The organism is Pedobacter frigoris (assembly GCF_032678645.1).
In the GTDB taxonomy this organism is placed as follows: Bacteria; Bacteroidota; Bacteroidia; order Sphingobacteriales; family Sphingobacteriaceae; genus Pedobacter; species Pedobacter frigoris_A.
In genome coordinates this window covers 750,267-776,378 of sequence record NZ_JAVTSP010000002.1, presented here as the reverse complement: position 1 = coordinate 776,378, position 26,112 = coordinate 750,267, and the positions used below count along the sequence as shown (strand labels likewise).

Below are 26,112 nucleotides of genomic sequence, written 5' to 3'. Positions count from 1 at the left end.
ATGAAGAATATATTTTTTAGTGCAATTGCTATTTTATTAAGCTGTCAGCTGGCTTCTGCACAATTGATGGATGGCCAGCACGCCTATACCCGTGCAGACACCCTAAGAGGAATGATAACGCCTTTGCGTAGCTGTTATGACATCAACTACTATCACCTTGATGTGAAAGTAGATATAGACAATAAATTCATTAGCGGCAGTAATGAGTTCCAGTTTATAGCCACTCAAAATTTCTCGAAACTGCAGTTTGATCTTTTCAGTAATTTAAAGGTAGAACGGGTTATTTATAAGGGCACTGAAGTTCCTTTTACCCGGGAGTTTAATGCCGTATTCGTTAGCTTTCCCAGTGAGATTAAAAAAGGTGCCAGAGAACGTTTTACAGTATTTTATTCAGGCAATCCCGTAATCGCAAAAAGACCGCCATGGGACGGAGGTTTCATATTCACGAAAGATAAGTCCGGCAATCCCTGGGTATCAGTGGCCTGTCAGGGTTTTGGCGCCAGCTCATGGTGGCCAAATAAAGACCACCAGAGCGATGAGGTAGACAGCATACTCATCAGTATTTCTGTTCCAAAAGGGCTTCAGGACATTTCCAACGGCCGACTCAGAAACGTTGTTCAGAAACCTGATGGCTTTACACAATACAACTGGTTTGTATCCAATCCGATCAACAACTACAACGTCACGCTCTATATTGGAAAATATGCACACTGGGCAGATCAATATAAAGGAGAAAAAGGAAACCTTTCACTGGATTTCTGGTCTTTAAAAGAGGATAGCACCAAAGCCCGGCCACATTGGGATGCTGATGTAAAGCCCATGCTAAAATCCTTTGAGCACTGGTTTGGATCATATCCATTTTATGAAGATGGCTATAAACTTGTTCAGGCGCCACATTTGGGTATGGAGCATCAAAGTGCGGTAGCCTATGGTAATCAGTTTAAAATGGGTTATCTTGGAAAAGACCTGTCCAGTTCAGGTTGGGGTCTGAAATTTGATTTCATTACTATTCATGAAAGTGGACATGAATGGTTTGGAAATAACATCACAACTAAGGATCTTGCTGACATGTGGGTTCATGAAAGTTTTACCAATTATTCAGAGTCACTGTTCACTGAGAGCAAATATGGGAAAGCAGCCTCTACTGATTATGTTGTCGGCATCAGAGGAAACATTCAAAATGACATTCCTATCATTGGCCATTATGATGTCAACAGTGAAGGATCTGGAGACATGTATTATAAAGGAGCAAACATGATACACATCATCAGGCAGCTGATCAACGATGACGAAAAGTTCAGAGGTATCTTAAGGGGACTAAATAAAACATTCTATCATAAAACAGTGACGACTCAAGAGATTGAGAGCTACATTGCCAAACAAAGCGAACTAAAGCTCAATAAAATCTTTGACCAGTATCTTCGTCATAGTAATATCCCATCCCTGGAATATAAAATCGAGAACAATCAGTTAAAATACAAATGGGTAGCAGATGTTAAAGATTTTGATATGCCAATAAGAGTATCATTAAAACCTGGCATATATACTTTGATCAATCCAACCTCAGCATGGAAAACAATTGCTGCCGATAAAAACATCAGTAAGGATAATTTCAAGGCCGATCCTAACTTCTATATCAATCTGAAAGAGGTTAATTAGTCTTTAGAAGATTGTACATAAAAAAGCCTCGGCGCATATGCACCGAGGCTTTTTTATGTACTGTTTAAAGATTATACGCCTAAAAGCAATCTTGCAGGATCTTCTAATAATTGTTTTACTCTTACCAGGAATCCAACAGATTCTCTTCCGTCAATAATCCTGTGGTCGTATGATAAAGCAACATACATCATCGGACGGATTACTACCTCTCCTTTTTCAGCTATTGGACGCTCAATGATATTGTGCATACCCAGAATTGCAGATTGTGGAGCATTGATAATTGGTGTAGACATCATAGATCCAAAAACACCACCGTTGGTAATGGTAAATGTACCACCTGTCATTTCCTCAATGGTCAACTTGCTATCACGTGCTTTAGTTGCCAGTTCAATTACTGTTTTTTCAATTTGAGCAAGGCTCATACTCTCTGCATTTCTAATGATTGGAACTACCAATCCCTTTGGTGCAGAAACGGCAATAGAAATATCTGCAAATTGATTATAAACAACTTCCTCTCCATCAATACGTGCATTGACTGCAGGGAAATCTTTTAAAGCTTCACAAACAGCTTTGGTAAAGAAACTCATAAAGCCCAAACCAACACCGAATTTCTCTTTAAACTGATCTTTATACTTAGCACGCAAATCCATGATTGGCTTCATGTTCACCTCATTAAAAGTGGTCAACATAGCTGTCTCATTTTTCACAGTAACTAAACGTTTAGCCACTGTTTTACGCAATGGAGACATTTTCTCCCTGCGTTCAGATCTTGATCCGGCCACAGGAGCAGGTGCGGCTGCCTTAGGAGCTTCCGCTTTTGCAGCAGGCTGAGCAGCTTTCTGCGCATTTAATGCATCTTCTTTAGTGATCCTGCCGTCAACACCTGTCCCTTTTACAGAACCGGCATCGACACCTTTTTCTGCAAGGATTTTGCCTGCAGAAGGTGAAGGTGTACCAGTTGCATAACTCTCACCAGATTTTTCCGGAGCGGCGGCAGCAACTTTATCTTCAGCAACAGCAGCTTCGGCTACAGGAGCCTCTTCCTTAGCTTTAGGTGCAGCACCACCATCTTCAATTTTACAAACTACAGCACCAATAGCCAAAGTATCACCTTCAGCAGCTACTGTTTTTAAAGTTCCGGCTTGCTCTGCAGTCAATTCAAACGTTGCTTTATCCGACTCTAATTCGGCAATTACTTCATCCATTTCTACTGCATCACCATCGTTTTTCACCCAGCGTGACAAAACAACTTCGGTTATCGACTCGCCTACTGGCGGAACTTTTATTTCTATACTCATAACTGATGTATTATTTTTTCTAATCTACATTAAATACTTTACTCACTGATTTCTTAGCAATCTTCTGCTCTTTTTCAGTAACCGGCATCTCAAAAGCTTTAGCTAAAATATATGCCTGCTGATCTGCATGTTGTCTTGCAAATCCTGTAGCGGTACTGCTGCTCTCTCTTCTTGAAATAACTTCAATATCACTAAAGATAGTTCTTCTCAATCTGCGCAGCAAATATGGCCATGCACCCATGTTTTCAGGCTCTTCCTGTACCCAAACAGCTTCCTCTGCATTTTTATATTTCTTATACAAAGCTTCCATTTGTTCTACCGGGGTAGGATATAGTTGTTCAACACGAACGATAGCAACGTCCTTGATCTGATCTTTTTGTTGTTTTTCCAGCAATTCATAGTAGATCTTACCAGAGCAGAACAATACGCGTTTTACATCAGTCGCTTTTACGTTAGGATCAGCGATCACTTCCTGGAATTTACCATCGGTGAAGTCAGCAAGAGGAGAAACACATTGAGGGTGACGAAGTAAACTCTTTGGTGTAAATACGACTAAAGGTTTTCTGAAATCACGTTTAAATTGTCTGCGCAGGGCATGGAAGAAGTTTGCCGGAGTGGTACAGTTAGTTACCTGCATATTATAATCTGCACAAAGTTCCATAAAACGCTCAATCCTTGCAGAAGAGTGCTCCGGCCCTTGTCCTTCATAGCCATGTGGCAATAACATAACCAATCCGTTTTCACGCTGCCATTTGGTTTCGGCACTTGCAATGTATTGATCCACTACAATTTGCGCTCCATTAAAGAAATCGCCAAATTGTGCTTCCCATATCGTTAATGCATTAGGGTTAGCCATGGCATAACCATATTCAAAACCCAGCACACCATACTCTGATAAATGCGAATTGTAAATATCAAAAGTCGCCTGCTGGTCTGAAATATTAGCCAATGGGATGTATTCTTCTTCCGAGTCCTCCAGGGTCAGTACCGCATGACGGTGAGAAAATGTACCACGTTCCACATCTTGTCCGCTCAAACGAACCCGTTTACCTTCCGCGAGTAAAGTGCCGTATGCAAGTTGCTCACCCATAGCCCAATCAAATACATGAGTAGTATTTGCCATTTTACTACGTTCTTCAAATAACTTTTCAATCTTTTTAAAGAATTTTTTATTTGAAGGAAGCGTACTGATTCTTTTGGCAATTTCAAGCAATGTGCTCTTTTTAACCGAAGTATTAGGTGAACTTTCAAAATCTTTAGGTGTAGCAATACGCATATCAGACCATGCGCCACCGAATTTCACATCCTGATAAGTAGAGGTAATCTCTTTCGCTTCGTTAAGGCGTTCCTGCAAGATGCCGCGGAATTCTTTTTCCATCTCTTTTGCCAGGCTTGCCTCTAACTTGCCTTCCCCTATCAGCTGCTGAATATAAATATCACGCGGGTTAGCGTGTTTCTCTATGCTCTTATACAATAACGGTTGAGTGAATTTAGGTTCATCGGACTCATTATGTCCAAATCTTCTATAACAAAGGATATCGATGAAAACGTCATTTTTATATTTTTGACGGTATTCCATTGCCAGATTAATGGCATAAACCAGTGCCTCCGGATCATCTCCATTGACGTGGAATACAGGAGACAGCGTTACTTTAGCAATATCGGTACAGTATGTGCTGGTCCGCGCATCTTTAAAGTTAGTAGTAAAACCGATCTGGTTATTGATCACAAGGTGTATTGTACCACCTGTTTTATAACCATCCAGACCTGCCATCTGAATTACCTCATAAACAATGCCCTGCCCTGCAACAGAAGCATCTCCATGTATCAAAATAGGTGCGATACGTGAATTATCTCCCCCGTATTTAAAATCTATTTTAGACCTGGTCATCCCCTCTACCACACCGTTTACTGTCTCAAGGTGCGACGGATTTGGACATAAGCTCAGGTGAACATTATTTCCATTATTAGTAGTCACATCTGTAGAGTATCCAAGGTGATATTTCACATCTCCTCCAAAAGGAGACTCTGCACTGTAGCCTTTACCTTCAAACTCAGCAAAAATATCTTTATAAGTTTTCTGCATGATATTGGCAAGAACATTCAGACGTCCCCTGTGTGCCATACCAATTACAAACTCTTCAATTCCAAGATCAGAGCCTTTTTCAATTACTGAGTCCAACGCAGGAATCAATGACTCGGCACCTTCAAGTGAAAAGCGCTTCTGTCCAAGAAACTTTGTTCCTAAAAAATTCTCGAAGCTAACCGCTTCATTAAGTTTCTTTAAAATTCTCCTCTTCTCATCAATAGAAAAATTAGGGGTGTTACGTACACTTTCCATTTTCCCTTCAATCCACCTTAAAACTTCAGGAGTACGCACGTATTTATATTCTGCACCTATGGAATGGCAATAAGTCTGCTTAAGGAAAGCAATAATGTCGCTAAGTTTAGCAGCACCGATACCTATCTCTATACCCGAGTTAAATACGGTATCAAGATCCGCTTTTGTTAAACCAAAATTCTCAATATCCAAAGTGGGAAGGTGTAATCTTCTTTCCCTTACCGGGTTAGTACGGGTAAATAAATGGCCGCGCTGACGATAACCATTAATCAGGTTCAAGACATTGATTTCTTTCAGAAAATGCTCGGGCGTTTCCGCGCTAACAGAAGTTCCTGATGACCCTCTTCCGAAGTCAAAGCCCTCAAAGAACTTTTGCCAGCCAAATTCAACTGAATTGGAATCTTCTTTATAAGATTGATATAATGACTCTATGTATTCGGCATTTGCGCCGTTGAGATAAGATAAATTATCCATTATGTATGAATTGCTATAAGTGTTGCAAAATTAGGATTTTACCTTTAATAACAGGTAAACTTCTTTATAAATCTTCAAGAAATTCAACCATATCACAAACATTTTTCAATGGTGTCAGTTGATCCTGCACAAGAATATCAAATTCTGAGATTAAACTCCCCGCAACCAGGAGAGGAACATTTAGATTATCCATCACTTTACCGATGATTTTGTTAATATCCTTACCCAAATTTAAAGAAGTAAGGACGATAAATGAATAGTCTGGTTTATAGGATTCTACAACTTTTTTAAGGTCTGCATAGGGAATTTCTGAACCAAGGTAAAGTGTTTCATGTCCACACTTTTTCAGTAAATATCTGGCAAACAACAAACCTGTCTCGTGCATCTCAGCTTCAGGCAGAAAAAGCAAAAATCTTTTGGGATCTTTTTTTTCAGGCTTGTTTAATTTATCGATTTCTACTATAATCCGGTCTCTTATCAGATTTGAAGCAAAATGTTCATGTGAAGGATCTATAGTTCCGGTTTGCCAAAGCATCCCCACACGTTTCATAAAAGGGAATAGCACCGTATCCATAGTTTTTATCAGGCCCATCTCAGCAATACATCCAGCCAGGATTTCTGAAAATACTTCCTCGTTATAGGTTATAGCTGCATTTGACAAGTTCAGCATCTGAACAGAATCGTTATTCCAATCCGTTTTAAGCTGGGTAACAAGCTCAGAAATTTGCTGGTGGCCCATTTTGGCTATCTTACTGATCTTGTAACCATTCTCATTTAAGGCGACGATATTAAGCAGCATTTTAAGATCTTCCTCGTCGTAATACCTGATGTTAGTGGGAGTTCTTTTAGGTGGCACCAGGCCGTATCTGACCTCCCATGCCCTAATGGTATGTGCTTTAATGCCGATAAGGCCTTCTATGTCACTTATTGAGAATTTCTTCACGTTAGTATTTACAACAAATGTTAAACAAACTTGTTTAAAAAACAATTTTTGTTTAACATTTAAATATGTTTTCAATGCTTATTCTTCTGACAACTTAAAATTGCCTAAAAGAACAAAACACAACTAACAGCCGATAAAAATTTCAGTAAATCAAACTGCTTCACCTAAATCAACATCCAGAATCTTAATTTGTTTTTCCAGATCGAAAGTGTTTTTTGATTTTAGGTCCAGACCTGCACCTGCAACGTTTGCCCAATTGCCCCAGTTACTTGCCGGGGAATAATCAATTAGTTTTTCCTCGAAATAAGCTGCACCACGTGTCCAGTGTACTTTTAATACGTGGACCAAAAAGGTCGCAACAACCAGTCTTCCAGCTTGTGAGATGAAACCCGAACCATTTAGTTCCTGCATATATTTATCCACCAGCGCATGTCCGGTATGACCGGTTTTCCATTGTTGAACGATTTCGCTGTCATTTTCCACCGGAGCCATAATCAGCTCTTGAAAATCAGTCTCCTGAAAAAAGTTGAGCCCGTGTTTCTTGAACATGAACCGAAAATAATCCCTCCACAGCAGTCCTAACAAAACCTGATTAAAATTTGCGTTATTTCCAAAATGTCCCTCCGCCTCCTTAACCTGCCAATAAACCTTGCGGGGAGATAAGCAACCGAATGAAAGCCATGCCGACAATCGTGATGAAAAGCCTTGTTTATCAGTGCCGCCTTTTGAATTTATCTTCAGATAGACTTCTGATCCTTCCTTTAGCAGTTCAGCCAAATGCTCAAGCCCAGCTTCTTCACCACCCGAAATTCGCTTGGTTAAATTTTCAGCCAGACGCTGTTCAAAGCCCAAAACTTCCAGATCAGGTAAATTACCCCAGGTCTCATTCTCTACGAAAACAATATTTTCCGGGGTTTCAAAACAAGATTTCACAATGGCATCCCGCTCTGTCTTCTTTTTAAATAGAGAAAAAACATCCGGAATGTCCTTTATCGGAAAGGGAAGATCTTCTTTATTGTAAAGCGTATGCCCTATAAAATGTTTAAGATTAATTTTTTGTTTCCAGAGCGCGTCTTCTACACTGGCAGAAATGGCAGTCTCCTCTGGCCCTACTTCCCTGTGATGATAGACTTCAGATATCTCAAAACGTTCTGCCAGCTCAAGGATCTCATCCTCTGGCTTACCATGGACGATCAGGATATCACCTCCTTTTTGTTGAAAAGCTTTTCGCAATGCATCCACACTTTCAAGCAAAAAGAGCGTACGGTTTACGCCAGTCTTTGAGGTCTTGAACCGCGTATTATCAAAATAACGTGGATCAAAAAAATAAACCGGCAAAATACTGTCTGACTTAGCAATCGCCTCAACCAACATTTCATTGTCATGTAAGCGAAGATCGTTCCTAAACCAAACTAATATTTTCTTAGATTTCATTAAATTCAAAGAGGGCTTTTTATAATAATCAACAAAAATATACGATTTTTTATGTTAGTACGAATACCTCCTGCAATATTTACATAAGCAAAACAAATTATTACATTTAAAAGCCTGTTTTTTGAAACTAAAGTTAAAACAAGAGGTTATTGATTTATGAAGAAGCAAATTTTAATTACTGGAGCAACGGGGCTCGTAGGAAAAAAACTGATCGCTGCCTTACAACAAGACGGACATTCTATTTCCATCCTTTCGAGAAAAAATAAGCCTATAAAAAACGTAAAGGTGTACCTCTGGGATGTTTATAACCAAAAAATCGACTCCGCATGCCTGGACGGAATAGATACCATTATTCACCTCGCAGGCGAACCCATTGCTGAAAAAAAATGGACCAAAGAACGGAAACAACAAATCATAGACAGCAGGGTAATGAGTACACACCTGCTGTACAAGACCATCAAAGAAACACAGGCTCCGGTGACCACATTTATCTCTGCTTCAGCTGTCGGCTATTACGGCGATCGCGAAGATGAGATCCTTACGGAAGAGTCATCAAACGGAACTGGCTTCATGGCACGCTGCTGCATGTTATGGGAAGATGCAGTCGATGAAGGAAAATCACTCAACTTACGCATAGTTAAATTCAGGATAGGCTTCGTCCTTGCGAAGAACGATGGCGCATTGGCCTCTCTTGATAAACCCATTCGCTTTTTTGTAGGAGCTCCCCTGGGCACCGGCAAACAATGGATACCATGGGTACACATTGACGATATTGTATCCATGTTTAAGCTGGCGACTGACCATCCGACATTTGAAGGGGCTTACAATGCCTGCGCACCATTCCCCGTGACCAACGCTACACTAACCAAGGCCGTCGCAAAAGAGCTGCACCGCCCGGTATGGCCACTCAAAGTACCCGAAAAAGTACTCGAAATGATTCTCGGCAAAATGAGTGTGGTCGTTACCCTCAGTACAAATACCTCAGCACAGAAATTGCTCAATGCTGGATTTATTTTCCAATATACGCATCTTGAAGATGCATTAGCCGATATTTACGCCAAATGAGTAAACAAAGCATCAGCATTTGCTGGTTAAGAAGAGACCTTAGACTGGGAGACAATGCTGCATTATATCACGCATTAAAAAGTCAGAATCCGGTACTGCTGCTATTTATATTTGACAAAAATATACTTGACAAACTTCCCGGCAAAACAGATTCAAGAGTGACTTTCATACACGAAACTCTTCTTCAGCTTAATCAGCAACTCCAAACATATCACACCTCCATACTTATCAAATATGGCACTCCAGAGAAAGTATGGCCTGATGTATTAAATAGCTACAACGTCGCTTCCGTATTCACCAATCATGACTATGAACCCTATGCAATAACTCGCGATAGTGCCTTAGCAGAATACCTTTCCTCTGAAAGTATTGCTTTCAGGACTTTTAAAGATCAGGTCATTTTTGAGAAAGATGAGATCGTAAAAGCAGACGGGAAACCCTATACCGTCTTTACGCCATATTTCAGACAGTGGAGGCAAAAGCTGAATACCTTTTACCTTAAACCATATCCTTCAGACAATTATTTTAAGAACTTCTTCACCACAGCAGCTTTTGAGATTCCTTCATTAAAAGAAATGGGATTTGAAAAATCAGCTCAAGCTCTTCCAGGATTAAACTTTGAAAGTAAGCTGGGAGATTATGAAGAGAGGCGTGACTATCCGGCCGATGATGCGACTACTCACATCGGTATGCACCTTAGATTTGGAACAGTGAGTATACGACACGCTGCCCAAGAGGCATTAAAACAAAATGCTGACAAGTGGTTGTCAGAACTTGCCTGGAGAGATTTCTACATGATGATATTATGGCATTTTCCTCAAACAGCAACCCAATCTTTTAAATCCGCCTATGACAAGATCAAATGGAGGAACAATGAAACTGAATTTACAGCATGGTGCGAAGGTAAAACGGGTTACCCGTTGGTAGATGCCGGTATGAGGCAGCTAAATGAAACAGGTTATATGCACAATCGTGTGAGAATGGTTGTCGCAAGTTTCCTCACCAAACACCTGTTAATAGACTGGAGATGGGGAGAAGCTTACTTTGCAGAGAAACTACTCGACTACGAAATGGCGAGTAATATTGGAGGCTGGCAATGGGCCTGCGGCTGCGGGAATGATGCCGCACCATATTTCCGTGTCTTTAATCCGGAACTCCAGACAAAAAAATTCGATCCTGATTACAAATACATTCATAAATGGGCTCCTGAATATAAACAACAAAAGCATGTCAAACCTATTGTCGAACATGCTTTTGCAAGAGAAAGAATATTAAAAGTCTTTAAAGAAGCGCTTAATTCGTAACTCCTAAAATTTCAATATCAAAATCAAGGATTGCATTAGGAGAGATCATGATCTGCCCCGTATTTGGATTCACAGAACCGGCAGTTCCATAACCTTCTGAAGAAGGAATAAACAACCTTACTTTTGCTCCCTTTTTAAATTTAGTCAACACATCCCAGCCTGATATCAGTTGGGTAAGCACAAACGAGTATGATCCGTCAGTAGAGGAGTCAAATACACTGCCATTTAACATATAACGTCCTGTATAGTTCGCATTGATCTTAGTGGTCATATCTATGATCTCTGTACCTGTTCCCTGTGTTACTACAATGTAGTAAACTCCTGTAACAGGATCTTTTGTTGCGGTTAATCCTTTTGCAATCAAATATTCCCTAATCAGCCTGTCATCAAGCAGTCTTTGCTTTTTCTCCGGATAAGTAGAAATTACTACGTCTATGATCTCATTAGATGGAACACCGATGGTTGTATTTCCATTTTTGCCAAATGCAAGATATGAAGGTAGGATCACTCGTGCCTTACCACCTGGTTTTAAAGCCTGAATCGCAGTACGAATTCCGGTCGCATTAAGCCCAAGAAGTGCATTCGTGTAACCTACATATGTCCCAATATTACTATAAACCGGGCTTTCGTAATAAACAGTACCATTCAACAATGATTTAACAGTTACAGTATACAATATAGAGTCTGTATTGGCAAACTGATCTCCTGTACCAGGAGTAACGATTTGATAATAGAACCCCGATTTGGCCGGGTCTTCTACCGCAGCAATGTTATTTTTAGAAATATATTCCTGGATTTTTGCCTGATCTATACTTTCAATTGACTCATATTCCTTTTTACAAGAACTCAACACAACGATCATCCCTAATAAAACAAAGGTATATGAGGATATTTTTTTTAACATATTTATTATTTCTTTTTAACTACTTTTTTCAAATCTATTTTAAAGTTCAATACAGAATTTGCCGGCACCTGCTGACGGGGTAATTCCCCATATTTAACAGGATAGTTTCTGTAACCCAGTTTTGAAGGAATCAACAATCGAATTTCTCCACCTTCTTTAACCAACGGCAGTCCTTTTTGCCATCCTGGCATCACAGTCTTCAGCACAAATCTAAAAGTATCAGTTTCGGCAGTTGTTTGACTGAAAACAGAATCTGTCAATAATTTACCTTCATACTGAACTTTTAAAGTATCATCTAAAGTAACGCCCTCCGTTCCTGTTCCTTCCTTGATGATGTTGTAATATATTCCGCTCTCATGTTTTGTCAGCACCACCTTACTACTATCAGACCACTTTTTTATGAGTGCTTCATCAATGTCATATTGTGATTGTTCATTATAGGCTTCAGGCTTTTCACAAGCAGCAAATGCGCAACCAATGAAAATCAAACCTAATAAAAGCCTACTTTTTAACATAATGCACAAAAATACTCTTTTATTAGGGATAGAACAATTTTTAACCAATTTTAACAATTAAAGCCCTGATTAGCCGATCAGGCATAAAAAAACGCCCTTATATAAATAAGGGCGCCCAGTTTTAATTATGAATCTTAACCTTAAAAACAATATTTATTAGCCGTAATCATTTGCTGAGCTACTTTCTGGCGGGTATCTTTTACATTAAATGCCTCCATTTTGGTAAACCTGCGAAGTCCCACCATCATCATCCTCTGCTCATCACCCTCAGCAAATGCCCACAAAGCCTCCTTACCTGCCTTCTGAACTGCGTCCACGGCCTCTACAAAGTACATACGCATCAGGTTCAACTGACCTTCACATGCTTCTGCGCCCTCCATACTTACCAGTTTTTCGGTTCTCAGCATTGCAGACTCCGCTACGTAAACGTAACTTGCCATATCAGCTATGTTCATCAGGATTTCCTGCTCTTTAGACAAGCTCATCATCAATTTTTGTACGGCAGCACCAGCCACCATCAACGTCGCTTTCTTTAGATTCTTGATGATCTTTTTCTCCGCAGCAAATAAAGCATCGTCTTCTTCACCAAAATCAGGAATAGACATCAGTTCTCCGGCAACCGCAGTCGCCGGTGTCATTAGATCAAGTTCCCCCTTCATCGCACGTTTCAGCATCATATCTACAGTCAGCAACCTGTTGATCTCATTTGTGCCTTCAAAAATCCTGTTGATCCTGGCATCACGGTAAGCTCTGTCCATTGGTGCGTCGGCTGAAAAGCCCATACCGCCATAGATCTGCACGCCCTCGTCAACTACATAATCCAATGCCTCAGAACCCCATACTTTCAGTATCGCACATTCTACCGCAAACTGCTCCGTAGATTTCAGTTTTGCTTTTCCTTCGTCCATCCCTCCAGCTACCAGGGTATCATAAGCATCATCAATATTCTGACCTGCACGGTAGTTGGCAGATTCTACAGCATATACCTTTGCTGCCATTTCAGCCAGCTTGAACCTAATTGCACCATATTTAGAAATTGGTCTTTCAAACTGAATACGCTCATTAGAATAGTTCACCGCGGTATCAATCACCGCTTTTGAAGCGCCGATTGCAGCCGCAGCAAGCTTGATCCTTCCAATATTTAAAATATTTACGGCAATCTTAAATCCATTTTGCCTGTCAGACAACATATTCTCAACCGGCACAGGACAATCATTAAAGAACACCTGTCTGGTTGATGAGCCTTTGATTCCCATTTTATGTTCTTCAGGATTCATAGTAATGCCACCAAATTCACGCTCAACAATAAATGCAGTCAGGTTTGCATCATCATCTATTTTCGCAAATACAATGAATATATCTGCAAAGCCACCATTGGTGATCCACATTTTTTGTCCATTGATGATATAATGTTTACCATCCTCAGAAAGTTTGGCCTTAGTTTTTCCTGAATTTGCATCCGAACCGGAGTTGGGTTCAGTCAGGCAGTAGGCCGCTTTCCACTCACCTGTTGCCAGTTTTGGGATATATTTATCTTTCTGTTCTTTATCTCCATAATATAAAATTGGCAACGTCCCAATCCCTGTATGTGCCGAAAGTGCCACCGCGAAAGAATGTCCTGCACCGATCACATCAGCTACCAGCATAGAAGTATTGAAATTCTTTCCAAAACCTCCATATTCTTCAGGTATAGAAACACCCAGAATCCCCAGCTCACCAGCTTTATCCATCAATGAGGGCATCAATCCTTCCTCCTGGGTATCGATGCGGTCCAGATTAGGGTATACCTCAGCCGCCAGAAAGTCCCGGCAAGTCTGCGCAATCATATTTTGCTCTTCATCAAATTCTTCAGGAATAAATACATCCTGGTAAGACGTTTCCGTTATTAAGAATTCGCCGCCTTTAATTGTTTTTTTGTCTGTAGTTTCCATACTTGTATAAGATTTAAAGCATTTCAAAAATACCGGCCGCACCCTGTCCGCTTCCCACGCACATCGTCACCATGCCATATTTCTGATCTCTTCTTTTTAATTCATTAAATAACTGCACTGATAATTTAGCTCCGGTACATCCCAGCGGATGCCCCAATGCGATTGCACCCCCATTCACATTCAGTTTAGATGTATCTAAACCAAGCTCTCTTATAATCGCGAGCGATTGAGAAGCAAAAGCTTCATTCAGCTCAATCAGATCTATCTGATCCAATTTCATCCCTGCTTTTTCCAACGCTTTAGGAATCGCATAAATAGGCCCGATTCCCATGATACGCGGAGGAACTCCCGCTACACCATAACTTACCAGTCTGGCGATAGGTTCCACCCCCAGCTCTTTCATTTTCTTTTCAGAAACCACCAGCACAAATGCAGCCCCGTCTGAGGTTTGCGAAGAGTTTCCTGCTGTAATACAGCCATCTGCCGCAAATACTGGCCTTAACTTCGCCAGCTTATCCAATGTCGTATCTGCTCTTGGTCCCTCATCAGTATCTACTACATAACTGCGTGTTTTCTTTTTCATATCACCATCCAGGTAATTCTCATTTACCGTGATCGGCAACACACCTGCTTTTAGATGACCATTTTTAATGGCCTCCACTGCTTTCTGATGAGAATTAAACGCGAATTCATCCTGATCTTCCCTACTCACTTTATATTCATTAGCCACCGCTTCAGCGGTTAAGCCCATTCCCCAATACCAATCAGGATTATTTTTTGCTACCTCCGGATTCGGAACAACTTTCCAGCCACCAAACGGCATCCCGGACATCACTTCCACACCTCCCGCAATGATGCAATCGGCCATACCGCTTTTGATCTTCGCCACCGCAGTCGCGATGGTTTCCAATCCTGACGCACAATACCTGTTTACCGTTACCCCGGGAACTTTGTCTGTATCCAAACCCATCAATGAGATCATCCGGCCAACATTTAATCCCTGTTCTGCCTCCGGTGTAGCATTCCCTACAATCACATCATCTATCTGCTCTTTATCCAGATTTGGAACCGAAGCCACCAGCTGCCTGATTACTTCTGCCGCCAGATCATCAGCCCTGGTAAAACGAAATACACCACGAGGGGCCTTGCCCACTGCTGTACGATATCCTGCTATTATATATGCTTCTTGCATTTCAGTATCTTTTTATTAGCCTAATTAGTTTCTTAAAGGTTTGCCTTTGGTTACAATGCTTTGAATTCTCTCCAGCGTCTTACGTTCACCGCACAGTGATAAGAACGCCTCTCTTTCCAAATCCAGCAGGTATTGTTCAGTTACTTCAGTAGGTGATGACAAATCACCGCCACACATTACCCAACCCAATTTTTCAGAGATTTTTTTGTCATGCTCAGAAATGTAATGTCCGGAATACATAGTATTCGCACCCGCATAAACTATTCCCAGCCCTTGTTTCCCTAAAACCTTAATATCTTTACGCTGAACTGGCTTAGTATAGCCCGCGTCAGCCAGCTCTATTGCCTTAGCTTTAGCATCAGCAATCAATCTGCTTCTGTTCATCGTAATGGAATACTTATCTTTCTGTAAATATCCCAGTTCAAAAGCTTCTACAGCTGAGGTCGACACCTTCGCCATTCCTATGGTCAGGAAACGGTCTTTTAATACATTCTGCACTACCTGGTCATCTTTAAACTCATCAGATGCACGCAACGCAAACTCCTTCGTTCCGCCTCCGCCAGGGATCACCCCCACTCCAAACTCTACCAATCCCATATAAGTCTCAGCATTCAACTGCACATGATCAGCATGCAAACTAAATTCGCATCCACCTCCTAAAGTCAGGTTATGTGGAGCCACGACTACCGGAATAGATGAATAACGGATACGCATAGAAGTATTCTGGAACATCCTGATGGCCATGTTCAATTCATCCCACTCCTGTTCCACCGCCATCATGAAGATCATACCAACATTTGCTCCCGCAGAAAAATTGGCACCGTCATTTCCTATTACTACGCCTCTGTAATCTTTTTCCGCCATATCAATGGCTTTATTGATGGCCTGCAGGGTATCACCACCAATGGTATTCATTTTCGAATGGAACTCTACATTCAGAATTCCGTCCCCAAGATCAATAATTGAAGCACCTGAATTTTTCCAAATCACTTTATTTGCCCTGAGGTTATCCAGAATGATGAATTCATCGGTACCCGGAACAGCCTTATAGCTTTTCGAAGGAATGTCATAATATTTTTTAACGCCATCTTCTATCTTATAGAATGAAGTATGTCCGGCAGCAAGCATTTCGTGTACCCATGCCGCAGCCTCATGTCCGTATTTCTTCATTCCTTCGATAGATTCTGTTACGCCAACAGCATCCCATACTTCAAACGGACCTAAGTCCCATCCAAAACCTGCTCGCATGGCATCATCTATCCTATAAAGCTCATCAGAAATTTCAGGAATGCGGTCAGACACATACTCAAATAAACCGAAGAAAGAGGCCCTGAAAAGTTCACCGGCTTTATCTTTACCTGCCGCAAACACTTTCATTCTATCCTTTACATTCTCAATAGGCTTGGTCATATCCAGCGTCGCAGATTTAACTTTTTGCTGTGGCCGGTATTCCAGTGTTTTTAAATCCAGTGCCAGGATCTCAGTCTTTCCATCTGCAGATTTCGTTTTTTTATAAAAGCCTTGTTTGGTTTTATCACCAAGCCAGTTATTCGCTTCCATCTTCTCTACATATGCAGGCAACTTAAATAAATCATGCGCTTTATCGTCCGGCACATTTTCATACAAGCCTTTGGCTACTTTGATCATGGTATCCAGACCAACTACATCTGTGGTACGGAAAGTGGCTGATTTAGGTCTGCCCAATGCAGGACCTGTATATTTGTCTACCTCCTCTACCGTCAAGTCCATTTTCTCTACCAGGTGTAACAGCGCCATAATAGAATAAACACCAACGCGGTTTGCGATGAAAGCAGGAGTATCTTTACATAAAACAGTAGTTTTACCCAAAAATTTATCACCATAATGCATCAGGAATTCTACCAGTTCTGGTTTTGTATGCGGGGTTGGGATAATTTCCAGCAAACGAAGATAACGTGGGGGATTAAAGAAGTGTGTTCCACAGAAGTTTGATTTAAAATCATCGCTTCTCCCTTCAGCCATTAAATGAATTGGAATACCAGATGTATTAGAAGTAACTAAAGTCCCCGGTTTACGGTGCTGCTCTACCTGGTCAAAAACTTTTTTCTTGATGTCCAGGTTTTCTACCACAACTTCGATGATCCAGTTGCAGGCCGCAATTTTTGACATGTCATCTTCAAAATTACCGGTAGTGATTTTAGTCAGTACCTTTTTTGAGTAAACAGGAGAAGGATTGGTTTTTACCGCATTTTGCAATGCCGCATCTACAATGCTGTTTCTTGCACCTTCTTTAGGCACAATATCCAGCAGCAACACTTCGACACCGATATTCGCAAAGTGACAGGCAATGCGCGAACCCATGATACCTGAGCCCAATACCGCTACTTTATTTATTCTTTTGTTCATCATGTTCAATATTTGTATATGCTAAAGTGAGTTTATTCACCTTTTGTAATGTTGATATCAGATTGTTCTTTTCGCTGGTCGTCAGGTTTTTGCTGAGGTAATCATTAAATGAGATCACCACTCCCTTCGCCAGATGCCTTTTCTCTACACCAAAGTCTGTCAGGTATACCTTCACGGAGCGTTTATCACCAGTCGAGGCTTCTCTATATATTAACCCCAGTTCCTCCATATTGTTTAGCATCCTGGAGAGGCTCGTCGCCTTGACACCAAGCAGGCCTGCAAGCTGAGAAACTGCCGTTCCCTCTTTGTCAATATTAATTAACACATAACCAATGGCTTGTGTAATGCCAAAACCAGATGCGATCTGGTTGTAGGTATTGGCCATATTCTGCCACACTACCTTTAAAAAATAATCTACCGTTTCCTGCTGTTTCATCAAATGCTATGCTTGCATAACAAAGCTATTGAATTAAAAGCGATAATGCAAATACAATTGTTTAAAAAAATTAGCATAAAAAAAGCCTTCCTAAATATTTAGGAAGGCTTTTTAAACTTAATACCGTTTTAGACTAGAATAAGGTAAATTCTACTCGTCTATTTTGCTGACGGCCAGCAGCAGTTTTATTTGACGCAATAGGCTGCTCCTCACCATAACCTGTTGCTTCTATACGTGAAGCGTTAGCACCCTGAGATACCAGGTAAGATTTTACGGATTCGGCCCGGTCTTTAGATAAACGCATATTCAGTGCATTAGATCCTGTATTATCAGTATGTCCGGCCAGTTTTAAACTAAAATTCTTCTGAATTAACAATTCCGCAACGCGATTTAAAGTCGCATAAGATTTCTGACGGATGGTTGCTTTACCCAAGTCAAATTCTAAGTTTTTAATCGCATCTGCAACCACTGCACGATCGGCTTCAGTAATGATCACTTTTTCCTGAACAACTGGCGCAGGTACTTTTAGCGGACAACCAGAACCATCCACAACAGTCCCTGCAGGTGTACCCGGACATTTATCCAGCTTATCTGCAACACCATCACCATCACTGTCCTTAAGCAAGTCGCTCATTTCTGTTCTCAACTTAGCATTTTCAGCCTTTTGAGCGTCAAGATCACTTTTCAGCGCATTCGCGGTCCGTTTGGCCTCCACTGCCTCATCATAAGTTAATGCTACCGGATTATGCCATGCCATCTGTTTTCCTTTTCCCAGTGAAAATTCTAAACCTGCATAAGCATAATTGTATTTATCATTGCTTCCGCGGTAGTACCCGTCAAGATTGTCTCCATCAACATAATTTATGGTCCAGCCCAAGTCCAGATTCACTTTTTCAGCCACCTTAAATTTAGCACCTACACCCACCGGAATAATCAATTCGCTAATTGTTTTTCCACCAGCATAATCTGCCAGGCCACCAGTTCCCGTAGCAGTTTTAACTTTGTAACCTGCTAAACCGGCACCTGCTGAAGCATACAACTGTACCGCGCTGTTTTTGTTAAACATATCTATGTTGAACAGGTTTACAACAGCATTTAAACTTCCAGAATAGCTTAAGTCTGTCTCAAAAGCACTAACGGGACTCGTGTTGGCAGCTCCGCCGTCAAAAGGCTCTGTATTGTCTCCTTTTAATTTACCTCTTACCCCATCCAGTCTTAAAGAGAAATAAGGAGTAAATTGTTTCTTAATGTATAAGCCATATCCAAGACTACTTTTCCAGTTGGAAAAGTCATTTTTTCCTCCAAGTGGAGAAAGCGGAGAAAGCGCCCCGGCATTAACACCTATTGACCATGTAGAAAGCGGATTGATTTCAGCACTGGTATTTTCCTGAGCCCGAACAGCACTACCTATCAGCAATGCAACAACAGCAATCGGCAAACATTTGAATAATTCTTGTTTCATAATATAATGTTAAATAATTATTAGAACATTTAATTTTGAAACAAACAATTCAATACTCAGGCCAATCCTTTAAAATAACTTTAAACCCTAATTCAAGAGAGAAAACTGTGTACAATTCTAGACAACTACCAGCCAAGCGCCTTATCATCCCCTCTTGGGTCGGCCCCTCCCTGATAATAATCCCATTTTGTTTTCAATATCGCATCAACCCTTCCAATCTGCCCGCGCGGCAAAATTTTATACCCTTTGGACTGCAGTTTGATCAATGCAATACTATCTATAGCACCATCTTCTATGTAAACCTCATCCGGCAGCCATTGATGGTGAAATTTCTTTGCGGCAACAGCTGCCTGCATACTCTTCTCAAATTCGATCACATTCAATATCGTTTGAAAAACTGAGGTTATAATGGTAGAGCCCCCGGGAGTACCAACAACCATAAATAACTCACCGTCCTTTTCAATAATTGTTGGCGTCATAGAACTCAGCATTCGTTTGCCTGGGGCAATCGCATTGGCCTCACCACCAACAAGCCCGTACATATTAGGCGAACCGGGTTTTACAGAAAAGTCATCCATTTCATTATTCAGTAAAAAACCTGCCCCTTTTACCACCACACAAGAGCCGTAAGAACCATTTAACGTCGTGGTCAGGGAAACTGCATTACCATCACGATCCACAATAGAAAAGTGCGTGGTTTCTTCATGTTCAGGAGGCAATATCCCTTCCTTAACAGCAATACTTGGTGTCGCGGCAGTCCAGTCAAAGCTGCTCATCCTGCCTTTAATGTATGTCGGATCGGTCAGTTGACGCTGGGGGACTTTAAAATAATCGGGATCTCCCAGATAAGCAGCCCTGTCAGCATAAGCACGACGCTCAGCTTCCACAATAAGCTGAACGGTTGAATCTGAATTAAAGCCCCATCTTTTCAAGGGATACCCCTCCACAGATTTGAGCAATTGCAATAACGCAATACCTCCACTCGAAGGAGGAGGCATGGTAATCAAGCCATACCCTTTATAGCTGCCGGTTACCGGTTTGCGCCATATGGCTTTGTAGTTTTTAAGATCTTCGAGGGAAATAATTCCATTTCCATGCTTCGTCTCTTTCACGAGGCTATCGGCCACCCATCCTTCATAAAATCCGGCATTGCCCTTATTCCTAATCTCCAGCAAAGTCCTGCTCAATTCCTCCTGGATCAATAAGTCGCCTTCCTTCCATTCGTCTGTCTTTAGCAAAGCTGTACCATCAGGATTGAACTGGCTAAAAAGCGTTTTCATTCCATTGAATTCCGCGGCTTGCCTGGTGGTAACAGGAAAACCATTTTTAGCAAGCTGATAAGCGGGTGCCACCAAATCTGCCCAGTCCAGTTTACCATATTTCTCATGAGCTGCAACCATGCCTGCCACAGAGCCCGGCACTCCTGCTGCCAGATGTCCATAAAGACTTTTATCTGTAATCGGGTTTCCTGCTGAGTCAAGATACATATTTCTCGAAGCATTCATTGGAGCACGCTCTCTGAAATCAAGGGTGTTGCTTTCCCCCGATGCCGAACGGTAAACCAGGAAGCCACCTCCGCCAAGATTTCCAGCATTCGGATACACCACTGCCAGCGCAAATTGTACGGCTACAGCGGCATCAATAGCATTTCCACCCTTCTTTAAAATATCTACACCTACCTGCGAGGCAATTGGATTGGCAGACACCACCATTCCATTCCGGTATTCGTTACTGTTATTTTTTCCCAGTTGCCCGTTTACACAGGCAGACAAAGAAAAGGTCCACAAAAAAATCAGTCCTAATGCATTATCCTTTATAGTTTTCCGCATCTGTGTAGATCTTCTCTATGATGTCTTTATTTTTTTCCAGAATGACTTTTCTTTTCAGACTTAACTTCGGAGTGAGCTCCCCGCCATCAATGCTCCATTGTTTAGGTAGCAATGCAATACGCTTTACCTGTTCCCACTTACCAAAATCCTTACAGGTATATTCTACAATCTGATTAAATTTCTCGATCACCTGAGGGTTTTTCACCATTTCTTCATCGCTCGTATAAGCAATTCCTTTTTTAGCCGCCCAGGTTTTCAAAGCTGCGAAATTTGGAACAATAAGCGCAGCCGGAAACTTACGGTTTTCTCCCAACACCATTACCTGCTCTACCAATGGGGTTTCTTTAAATTTATTTTCGATGGTTTGCGGAGCTACATATTTACCTCCGGCAGTTTTGAAGATTTCTTTTTTACGGTCAGTGATCTTAAGGAATCTTCCGTTTACAATCTCACCGATATCACCGGTATGGAACCATCCGTCACTATCAATAGTTTCTGCAGTCAGGTCGTCCCTCATGTAATAACCTTTCATGATCGCATGTCCTCTTGCCAATACCTCTCCGTCTTCTGCAATTTTGACTTCCATACCTTCTATTACAGGGCCAACGGTACCGAACATCGCGTTATTAAAATGATTTACAGTAATTACCGGCGATGTTTCCGTCAGTCCATAACCCTCAAATACAGGCATCCCTGCCGCCCAGAAAATCCTGGCCAGTCTCGGGTTCAAAGCGGCTCCCCCAGAAACAATCACGACAATGTTCCCTCCAAGGGCCTCCTGCCATTTCTTAAACACAAGCTTGCGGGCGATGCCCAGTTTCAGGTTATAAAACCAACTATTGTCTATTTCATATTTTTCGGCTAGCGCGACAGACCAGAAGAAAATCCCTCTTTTAACACCTGTTAAGGCCTTTCCTTTTTCCATGATTTTCTCGTACACTTTCTCCAATAGGCGGGGAACGGTAGAGAATACACTTGGTTTTACATGCTGTATATCCGCTACGATGGTATCCATACTTTCTGCATAGTACACACCAACACCGGAATACATATATAGATATACCACCATCCGCTCAAAAATATGCGACAACGGCAAAAAGCTTAGTCCGGTATTGATCCCCTCCGGCAACAGTACTGCGGAGTTTTCAAAATTCTTCACCAGGTTATCATGTGTCAGCATCACGCCTTTGGGCGTTCCTGTAGTACCTGAAGTATAAATGAGTGTAAGTATATCTTCGGATTTTACCCCATTTCTGTATTCATCCAGATTCACATCTGTTTTAGCCTCTCCTTCCTTTAAAAGCGAGCTCCAATGTTCTGCACCTTCAATATCATTAAACGTATAGATTTTTACGGGAGAAGCCAATTGCGTATTCACCGCCTGCAGCTTTTTATAAATCACCTCATCCGCAGCAAACACAACAGTTACCGATGCATTCTCGATGATAAATTTAATGTCATGTTCAGCCAGTGTAGGATAAAGCGGAATCTGATAAGCACCAATCTGCATGATCGCAAAATCAGTGATGTTCCATTCAGGTCTGTTGTGCGAAATTATCGCCACGCGCGATTCCTTACCAATTCCTATACTGATCAGGCCCCTGCTCAGTGTATCCACCGTACTGCAAAATTTTTGAGTACTGTATTTTATCCACTCGCCATTTACCTTACCACTTATAAATTCTTCCTTTGGAAATTTCTCTAAATTGTATTGAAGTAAATCAAATACTCTGGTTATCGTCGCAGCCATAGTTTCAGCTTATATAATTAGGAATTTGGTTAAAAGGGCTATAAGAAAAACATCAACGACGGTGCGGATATGAATCTTTTGTAATCGCCTTTCCCAAACTTAATTAAAAATAACTAAATTATTATCACTGAAAAACCATCTTCATTTACATCAAATTTAAAACCTGGTATAAACTGCCAACTGAACGATGTTGTTATTCGTATTGCCAACTGCACCCTTTACTGCCTGATTCATATACCCCGCCTCTACATCCATTTTTTTGCTAAATCTATACCCCGCAGCCAGGTACGCACGGTTCTGATCAAAGACGTGCCCGTTAAGCCCACTCTTACCCTGAATATTAAAGAACAATTCATTTTGCAATGCTGCAAACGGCCCCTTATCAAACGCATCTTCTTTTTTCTGCAATGGAATCAAAGCCCGCAAAAAATATCTTGCCCGCTGGGCAAAAAGGTCGTCATTGTTCGCCCGTTCTATAAAACGCTGCTCCAGCCTGAACCTATGACTGATGTTCACACTACTGATTTTGTGCTTATGAATGTATTGCTGCCAGATCCTGTTTTCAGTCAGGGTATTTTTCACACCCATGGCCTGGCTATAAGTTTGTGTAAAAAGATAACCAAGCGTCACATCATTTTGTTTATCTATAAAATAAGTCACACCCGGTCTGATCAGCAGGTTTCTTACATCTTTCCAATTGTCCGAAGACCTGAGCTGGAGGTCTAAATGGGCGCCCCATTTCTCATTAATTTTAGTACTGTTCATAAGAAACAGCCATCCTGTATTTTGATGGGTGGTCTGGGCCAGTGCATTGATGCTCAACATACACGACAGTGCCGCAATAGAAAGTAATCGATTCATAACTTATATTTTTGTGTATCCCCGCTAAAATAAAAAGATTTTACTAGCCTAAAATATTTTTTTTATCCGCCGTATATTGATTAAAATTGTTTAAAACATTTATATCCGTCATTTACAATGGCGTAACAGCCCATATGATGAAGTATACACTCCTGATATCCTTATTGTTAAACTGTGCATTGGTTGTTCAGGCACAGCATAAATCCACTGGGCCGGTTCGCTACAGTGACTTTGGCGCCAAAGGTGATGGAAAGACCGATGATATAGATGCTATAGCTGAAGCCCATGCTTTTGCCAATCTGCATGGTCTTCCGGTCAAAGCAGACTCCGGAGCCACCTACTACATCGGCGGAAAAGAGCGCACGGCGTTCATCCAAACGGACACTGATTTCGGAACCGCAGCCTTCATCATTGATGATACCGATGTAAAAAATCGCGATGCAGCTGTTTTCACAGTAAGTTCTGGACAAAAACCCTTTAAGCCGGAAACTATTTCCTCAATAAAGCGGAACCAACAAAAGATTGTCCTGCCTTTACCCGGCCCATGTTTAATTACAGTCACTAATTCCAATGTAAAACAATACATCCGGTTTGGACTAAACCAAAACAATGGGTCTTCGCAAACAGACATTTTTGTTGCAGACAAAAATGGCAATGTAGATATGAACGCACCCATCATCTGGGATTTTAAACAGATCACAGCCATCATCGCTCTTCCCATCGATGAGCATCTTTTGAAGATAACCGGTGGCCATTTCATCACAATTGCCAATAAAGCCGAATCAAAATACACCTATTATAACCGAAATATCGCGGTCAGGCGATCTCATGTACTTATAGAAGGGCTGCAACACCACATCAAGGGTGAAGGAGATCATGGCGCGCCATACGGAGGCTTTATCAACATCGCCAACTGCGCTTATGTAACGGTAAAAAACGCCATCCTGACCGGACACAAGACTTACAGTACCACCGGTGCAGCGGGCAAACCTGTTTCGATGGGCACCTACGACCTTTCCGTCAACCATGCAGTCAACGTGTCTTTCGTGAATTGCAGCCAAACCAATGACATCGACGACAGCAAGTACTGGGGTATCATGGGATCAAACTTTTGCAAAAACCTGCTTTATGACAGTTGTACACTCTCCAGGTTCGATGCCCACCAGGGCGTTGCCAATGCCACTATCCGCAACTCAACCCTCGGACATATGGGCATAAATGCCATCGGCAGCGGACTCCTGACCATCGAAAATTCCACCATCCGCGGACGGAGTTTTGTCAACCTGCGTCCCGACTATGGCAGTACATGGCAGGGAGAGCTGGTCATCCGGAACTGTATTTTTGTACCTGCTGGCGGCAAGTCTGTCAGTGCTTCTCTGATCAGCGGTTCTTATTCAGGTCAGCATGATTTTGGTTATACCTGCTATATGCCTGAGCGGATCACCATCGAAAATCTTCAGATTGATGATTCCAGACATCCCGATAATTACCAGGGACCTGCTATTTTCGCCAATTTCAATCCGGAAATGAAAGACAATACCTACCAGGAAAAATTCCCTTATATCAAGACCAATGAAGTTATCCTGAGGAACGTCACCACCACCAGCAAGAAAGCGGTGAGGATCAGCGACAATCCATTCATGTTTAAGGATGTAAAGGTTAAAACTAATTAAGAACAAACATATATTCTTGTTATTCCATAAATTCTAAATTTGATACCAGGTAAGATTTACCGAAATTTGCAGGGTCATGTGTCACTCTGCCTTTAATGGATTTCCATTTCAAAACAGGCATTGGATTGCCTGGCCTATACGCCTTTACTTCTTCTAAATAATCTTCATAATAATCCCATACTTCGGCTAACTTATCGGCGATTGCGGGTGTTGCCGGAGTTAGCTTAACTTTTCCCTGGAAATCATATAAGCCATTTTCTTTTTTCAGCATAATCCCCGGAGAACCCCAACCTCTGTAAATTAGTTCAATAACAAAAGAATCATTTCCTGCATATTTTTCTTTACTGAGCACTTTCACCAGCTCAAGCCAGTAAGAGGGGCCGTCTTGAGGAGGAACATCCGGTGCAACCATTCGTGCTTTAACCCGGTAATTGTATCCAGGCTCACGATCAGTAAAGTAATAAACGCCGCCAACGTCAGTTTTCTTTTGAGGGAGCAAAGTCACCACATCATCAGTAGCGGCATACCGGTGACTAACCAGCACTTCTACCTCCTGTCCATCCTTCAAGTTCCAGGGGCCATTTGTTTTTTCCTTCGAGCAGCCGCTAAGTATTAGTCCTGCAATCAATAAATAAGTAATCTTCATGTTTATATAA

At 41.5% G+C, this 26,112-nt stretch carries 19 protein-coding genes; 4 read left to right on the top strand and 15 right to left on the bottom strand.

The features are described 5' to 3' along the window. Nucleotides 1-1,659: a M1 family metallopeptidase gene (locus R2Q78_RS09640; RefSeq protein WP_316791212.1), complete on the top strand. Its 1,659-nt coding sequence runs from the start codon at nucleotides 1-3 to the stop codon at nucleotides 1,657-1,659. Between the two features lie 71 nt (nucleotides 1,660-1,730). Here the strand turns inward: R2Q78_RS09640 and odhB are convergent, their stop codons facing one another. The 4 genes from odhB to R2Q78_RS09620 form a co-directional block, all read right to left on the bottom strand. Then, complete coding sequence (gene odhB / locus R2Q78_RS09635; RefSeq protein WP_316791210.1) at nucleotides 1,731-2,957, bottom strand: 2-oxoglutarate dehydrogenase complex dihydrolipoyllysine-residue succinyltransferase; 1,227 nt, start codon at nucleotides 2,955-2,957, stop codon at nucleotides 1,731-1,733. A 19-nt stretch (nucleotides 2,958-2,976) separates the two neighbouring features. Next, nucleotides 2,977-5,772 carry a 2-oxoglutarate dehydrogenase E1 component gene (locus R2Q78_RS09630; RefSeq protein ID WP_316791208.1) on the bottom strand — a complete coding sequence of 932 codons (2,796 nt, stop codon included), beginning with the start codon at nucleotides 5,770-5,772 and terminating at the stop codon, nucleotides 2,977-2,979. Nucleotides 5,773-5,836: 64 nt separating this feature from the next. Beyond that, a complete protein-coding gene (locus tag R2Q78_RS09625; protein ID WP_316791206.1) occupies nucleotides 5,837-6,715 on the bottom strand; it encodes a MerR family transcriptional regulator in 879 nt (292 codons plus the stop codon). A gap of 150 nt (nucleotides 6,716-6,865) precedes the next feature. Next, a complete protein-coding gene (locus tag R2Q78_RS09620; RefSeq protein WP_316791204.1) occupies nucleotides 6,866-8,149 on the bottom strand; it encodes a DASH family cryptochrome in 1,284 nt (427 codons plus the stop codon). 156 nt (nucleotides 8,150-8,305) lie between these two features. On the opposite strand from R2Q78_RS09620, the gene R2Q78_RS09615 reads away from it, so the two are divergent. Beyond that, entirely contained in the window at nucleotides 8,306-9,214 is a 909-nt protein-coding gene (locus R2Q78_RS09615; protein WP_316791202.1) for a TIGR01777 family oxidoreductase, read from the top strand. Next, nucleotides 9,211-10,518 (top strand): deoxyribodipyrimidine photo-lyase, encoded by a 1,308-nt coding sequence (locus R2Q78_RS09610; RefSeq protein ID WP_316791200.1) that lies wholly within the window; start codon nucleotides 9,211-9,213, stop codon nucleotides 10,516-10,518. The genes R2Q78_RS09615 and R2Q78_RS09610 overlap by 4 nt, the downstream gene beginning before the upstream one ends. Here the strand turns inward: R2Q78_RS09610 and R2Q78_RS09605 are convergent. The 10 genes from R2Q78_RS09605 to R2Q78_RS09560 form a co-directional block, all read right to left on the bottom strand. Then, complete coding sequence (locus R2Q78_RS09605; RefSeq protein ID WP_316791198.1) at nucleotides 10,508-11,422, bottom strand: FKBP-type peptidyl-prolyl cis-trans isomerase; 915 nt, start codon at nucleotides 11,420-11,422, stop codon at nucleotides 10,508-10,510. The genes R2Q78_RS09610 and R2Q78_RS09605 overlap by 11 nt on opposite strands. 5 nt (nucleotides 11,423-11,427) lie before the next feature. Beyond that, nucleotides 11,428-11,937 carry an FKBP-type peptidyl-prolyl cis-trans isomerase gene (locus R2Q78_RS09600; RefSeq protein WP_316791196.1) on the bottom strand — a complete coding sequence of 170 codons (510 nt, stop codon included), beginning with the start codon at nucleotides 11,935-11,937 and terminating at the stop codon, nucleotides 11,428-11,430. 140 nt (nucleotides 11,938-12,077) lie between these two features. Continuing rightward, entirely contained in the window at nucleotides 12,078-13,868 is a 1,791-nt protein-coding gene (locus R2Q78_RS09595; RefSeq protein ID WP_316791194.1) for an acyl-CoA dehydrogenase family protein, read from the bottom strand. Between the two features lie 13 nt (nucleotides 13,869-13,881). Next, nucleotides 13,882-15,060 (bottom strand): acetyl-CoA C-acyltransferase, encoded by a 1,179-nt coding sequence (locus tag R2Q78_RS09590; RefSeq protein WP_316791192.1) that lies wholly within the window; start codon nucleotides 15,058-15,060, stop codon nucleotides 13,882-13,884. A 24-nt stretch (nucleotides 15,061-15,084) separates the two neighbouring features. Further along, nucleotides 15,085-17,445, bottom strand: coding sequence for a 3-hydroxyacyl-CoA dehydrogenase/enoyl-CoA hydratase family protein (locus tag R2Q78_RS09585; protein WP_316791576.1), 2,361 nt, complete (start codon nucleotides 17,443-17,445; stop codon nucleotides 15,085-15,087). Next, the gene (locus R2Q78_RS09580) at nucleotides 17,426-17,881 is read right to left on the bottom strand and encodes a MarR family winged helix-turn-helix transcriptional regulator (protein WP_316791190.1); all 456 of its coding nucleotides are present in this window, start codon (nucleotides 17,879-17,881) and stop codon (nucleotides 17,426-17,428) included. Before R2Q78_RS09580 ends, R2Q78_RS09585 begins: the two co-directional genes overlap by 20 nt. Nucleotides 17,882-18,014: 133 nt before the next feature. Then, entirely contained in the window at nucleotides 18,015-19,343 is a 1,329-nt protein-coding gene (locus tag R2Q78_RS09575; RefSeq protein WP_316791188.1) for a DUF6089 family protein, read from the bottom strand. A 125-nt stretch (nucleotides 19,344-19,468) separates the two neighbouring features. Further along, nucleotides 19,469-21,172, bottom strand: a complete 1,704-nt coding sequence (ggt, locus tag R2Q78_RS09570; protein ID WP_316791186.1) for a gamma-glutamyltransferase — start codon at nucleotides 21,170-21,172, stop codon at nucleotides 19,469-19,471. Next, complete coding sequence (locus tag R2Q78_RS09565) at nucleotides 21,150-22,922, bottom strand: long-chain fatty acid--CoA ligase (RefSeq protein ID WP_316791184.1); 1,773 nt, start codon at nucleotides 22,920-22,922, stop codon at nucleotides 21,150-21,152. Before R2Q78_RS09565 ends, ggt begins: the two co-directional genes overlap by 23 nt. 156 nt (nucleotides 22,923-23,078) lie before the next feature. Then, nucleotides 23,079-23,783 carry a DUF2490 domain-containing protein gene (locus R2Q78_RS09560; protein WP_316791182.1) on the bottom strand — a complete coding sequence of 235 codons (705 nt, stop codon included), beginning with the start codon at nucleotides 23,781-23,783 and terminating at the stop codon, nucleotides 23,079-23,081. 134 nt (nucleotides 23,784-23,917) lie between these two features. Here R2Q78_RS09560 and R2Q78_RS09555 point away from each other — a divergent pair, with 134 nt between their 5' ends. Next, nucleotides 23,918-25,456 carry a hypothetical protein gene (locus R2Q78_RS09555; protein WP_316791180.1) on the top strand — a complete coding sequence of 513 codons (1,539 nt, stop codon included), beginning with the start codon at nucleotides 23,918-23,920 and terminating at the stop codon, nucleotides 25,454-25,456. A 19-nt stretch (nucleotides 25,457-25,475) separates the two neighbouring features. On the opposite strand, the gene R2Q78_RS09550 is transcribed toward R2Q78_RS09555, so the two are convergent. After that, on the bottom strand, nucleotides 25,476-26,102 hold the full coding sequence (locus tag R2Q78_RS09550) for a hypothetical protein (RefSeq protein WP_316791178.1): 627 nt from the start codon (nucleotides 26,100-26,102) through the stop codon (nucleotides 25,476-25,478). Nucleotides 26,103-26,112 lie beyond the last annotated feature (10 nt).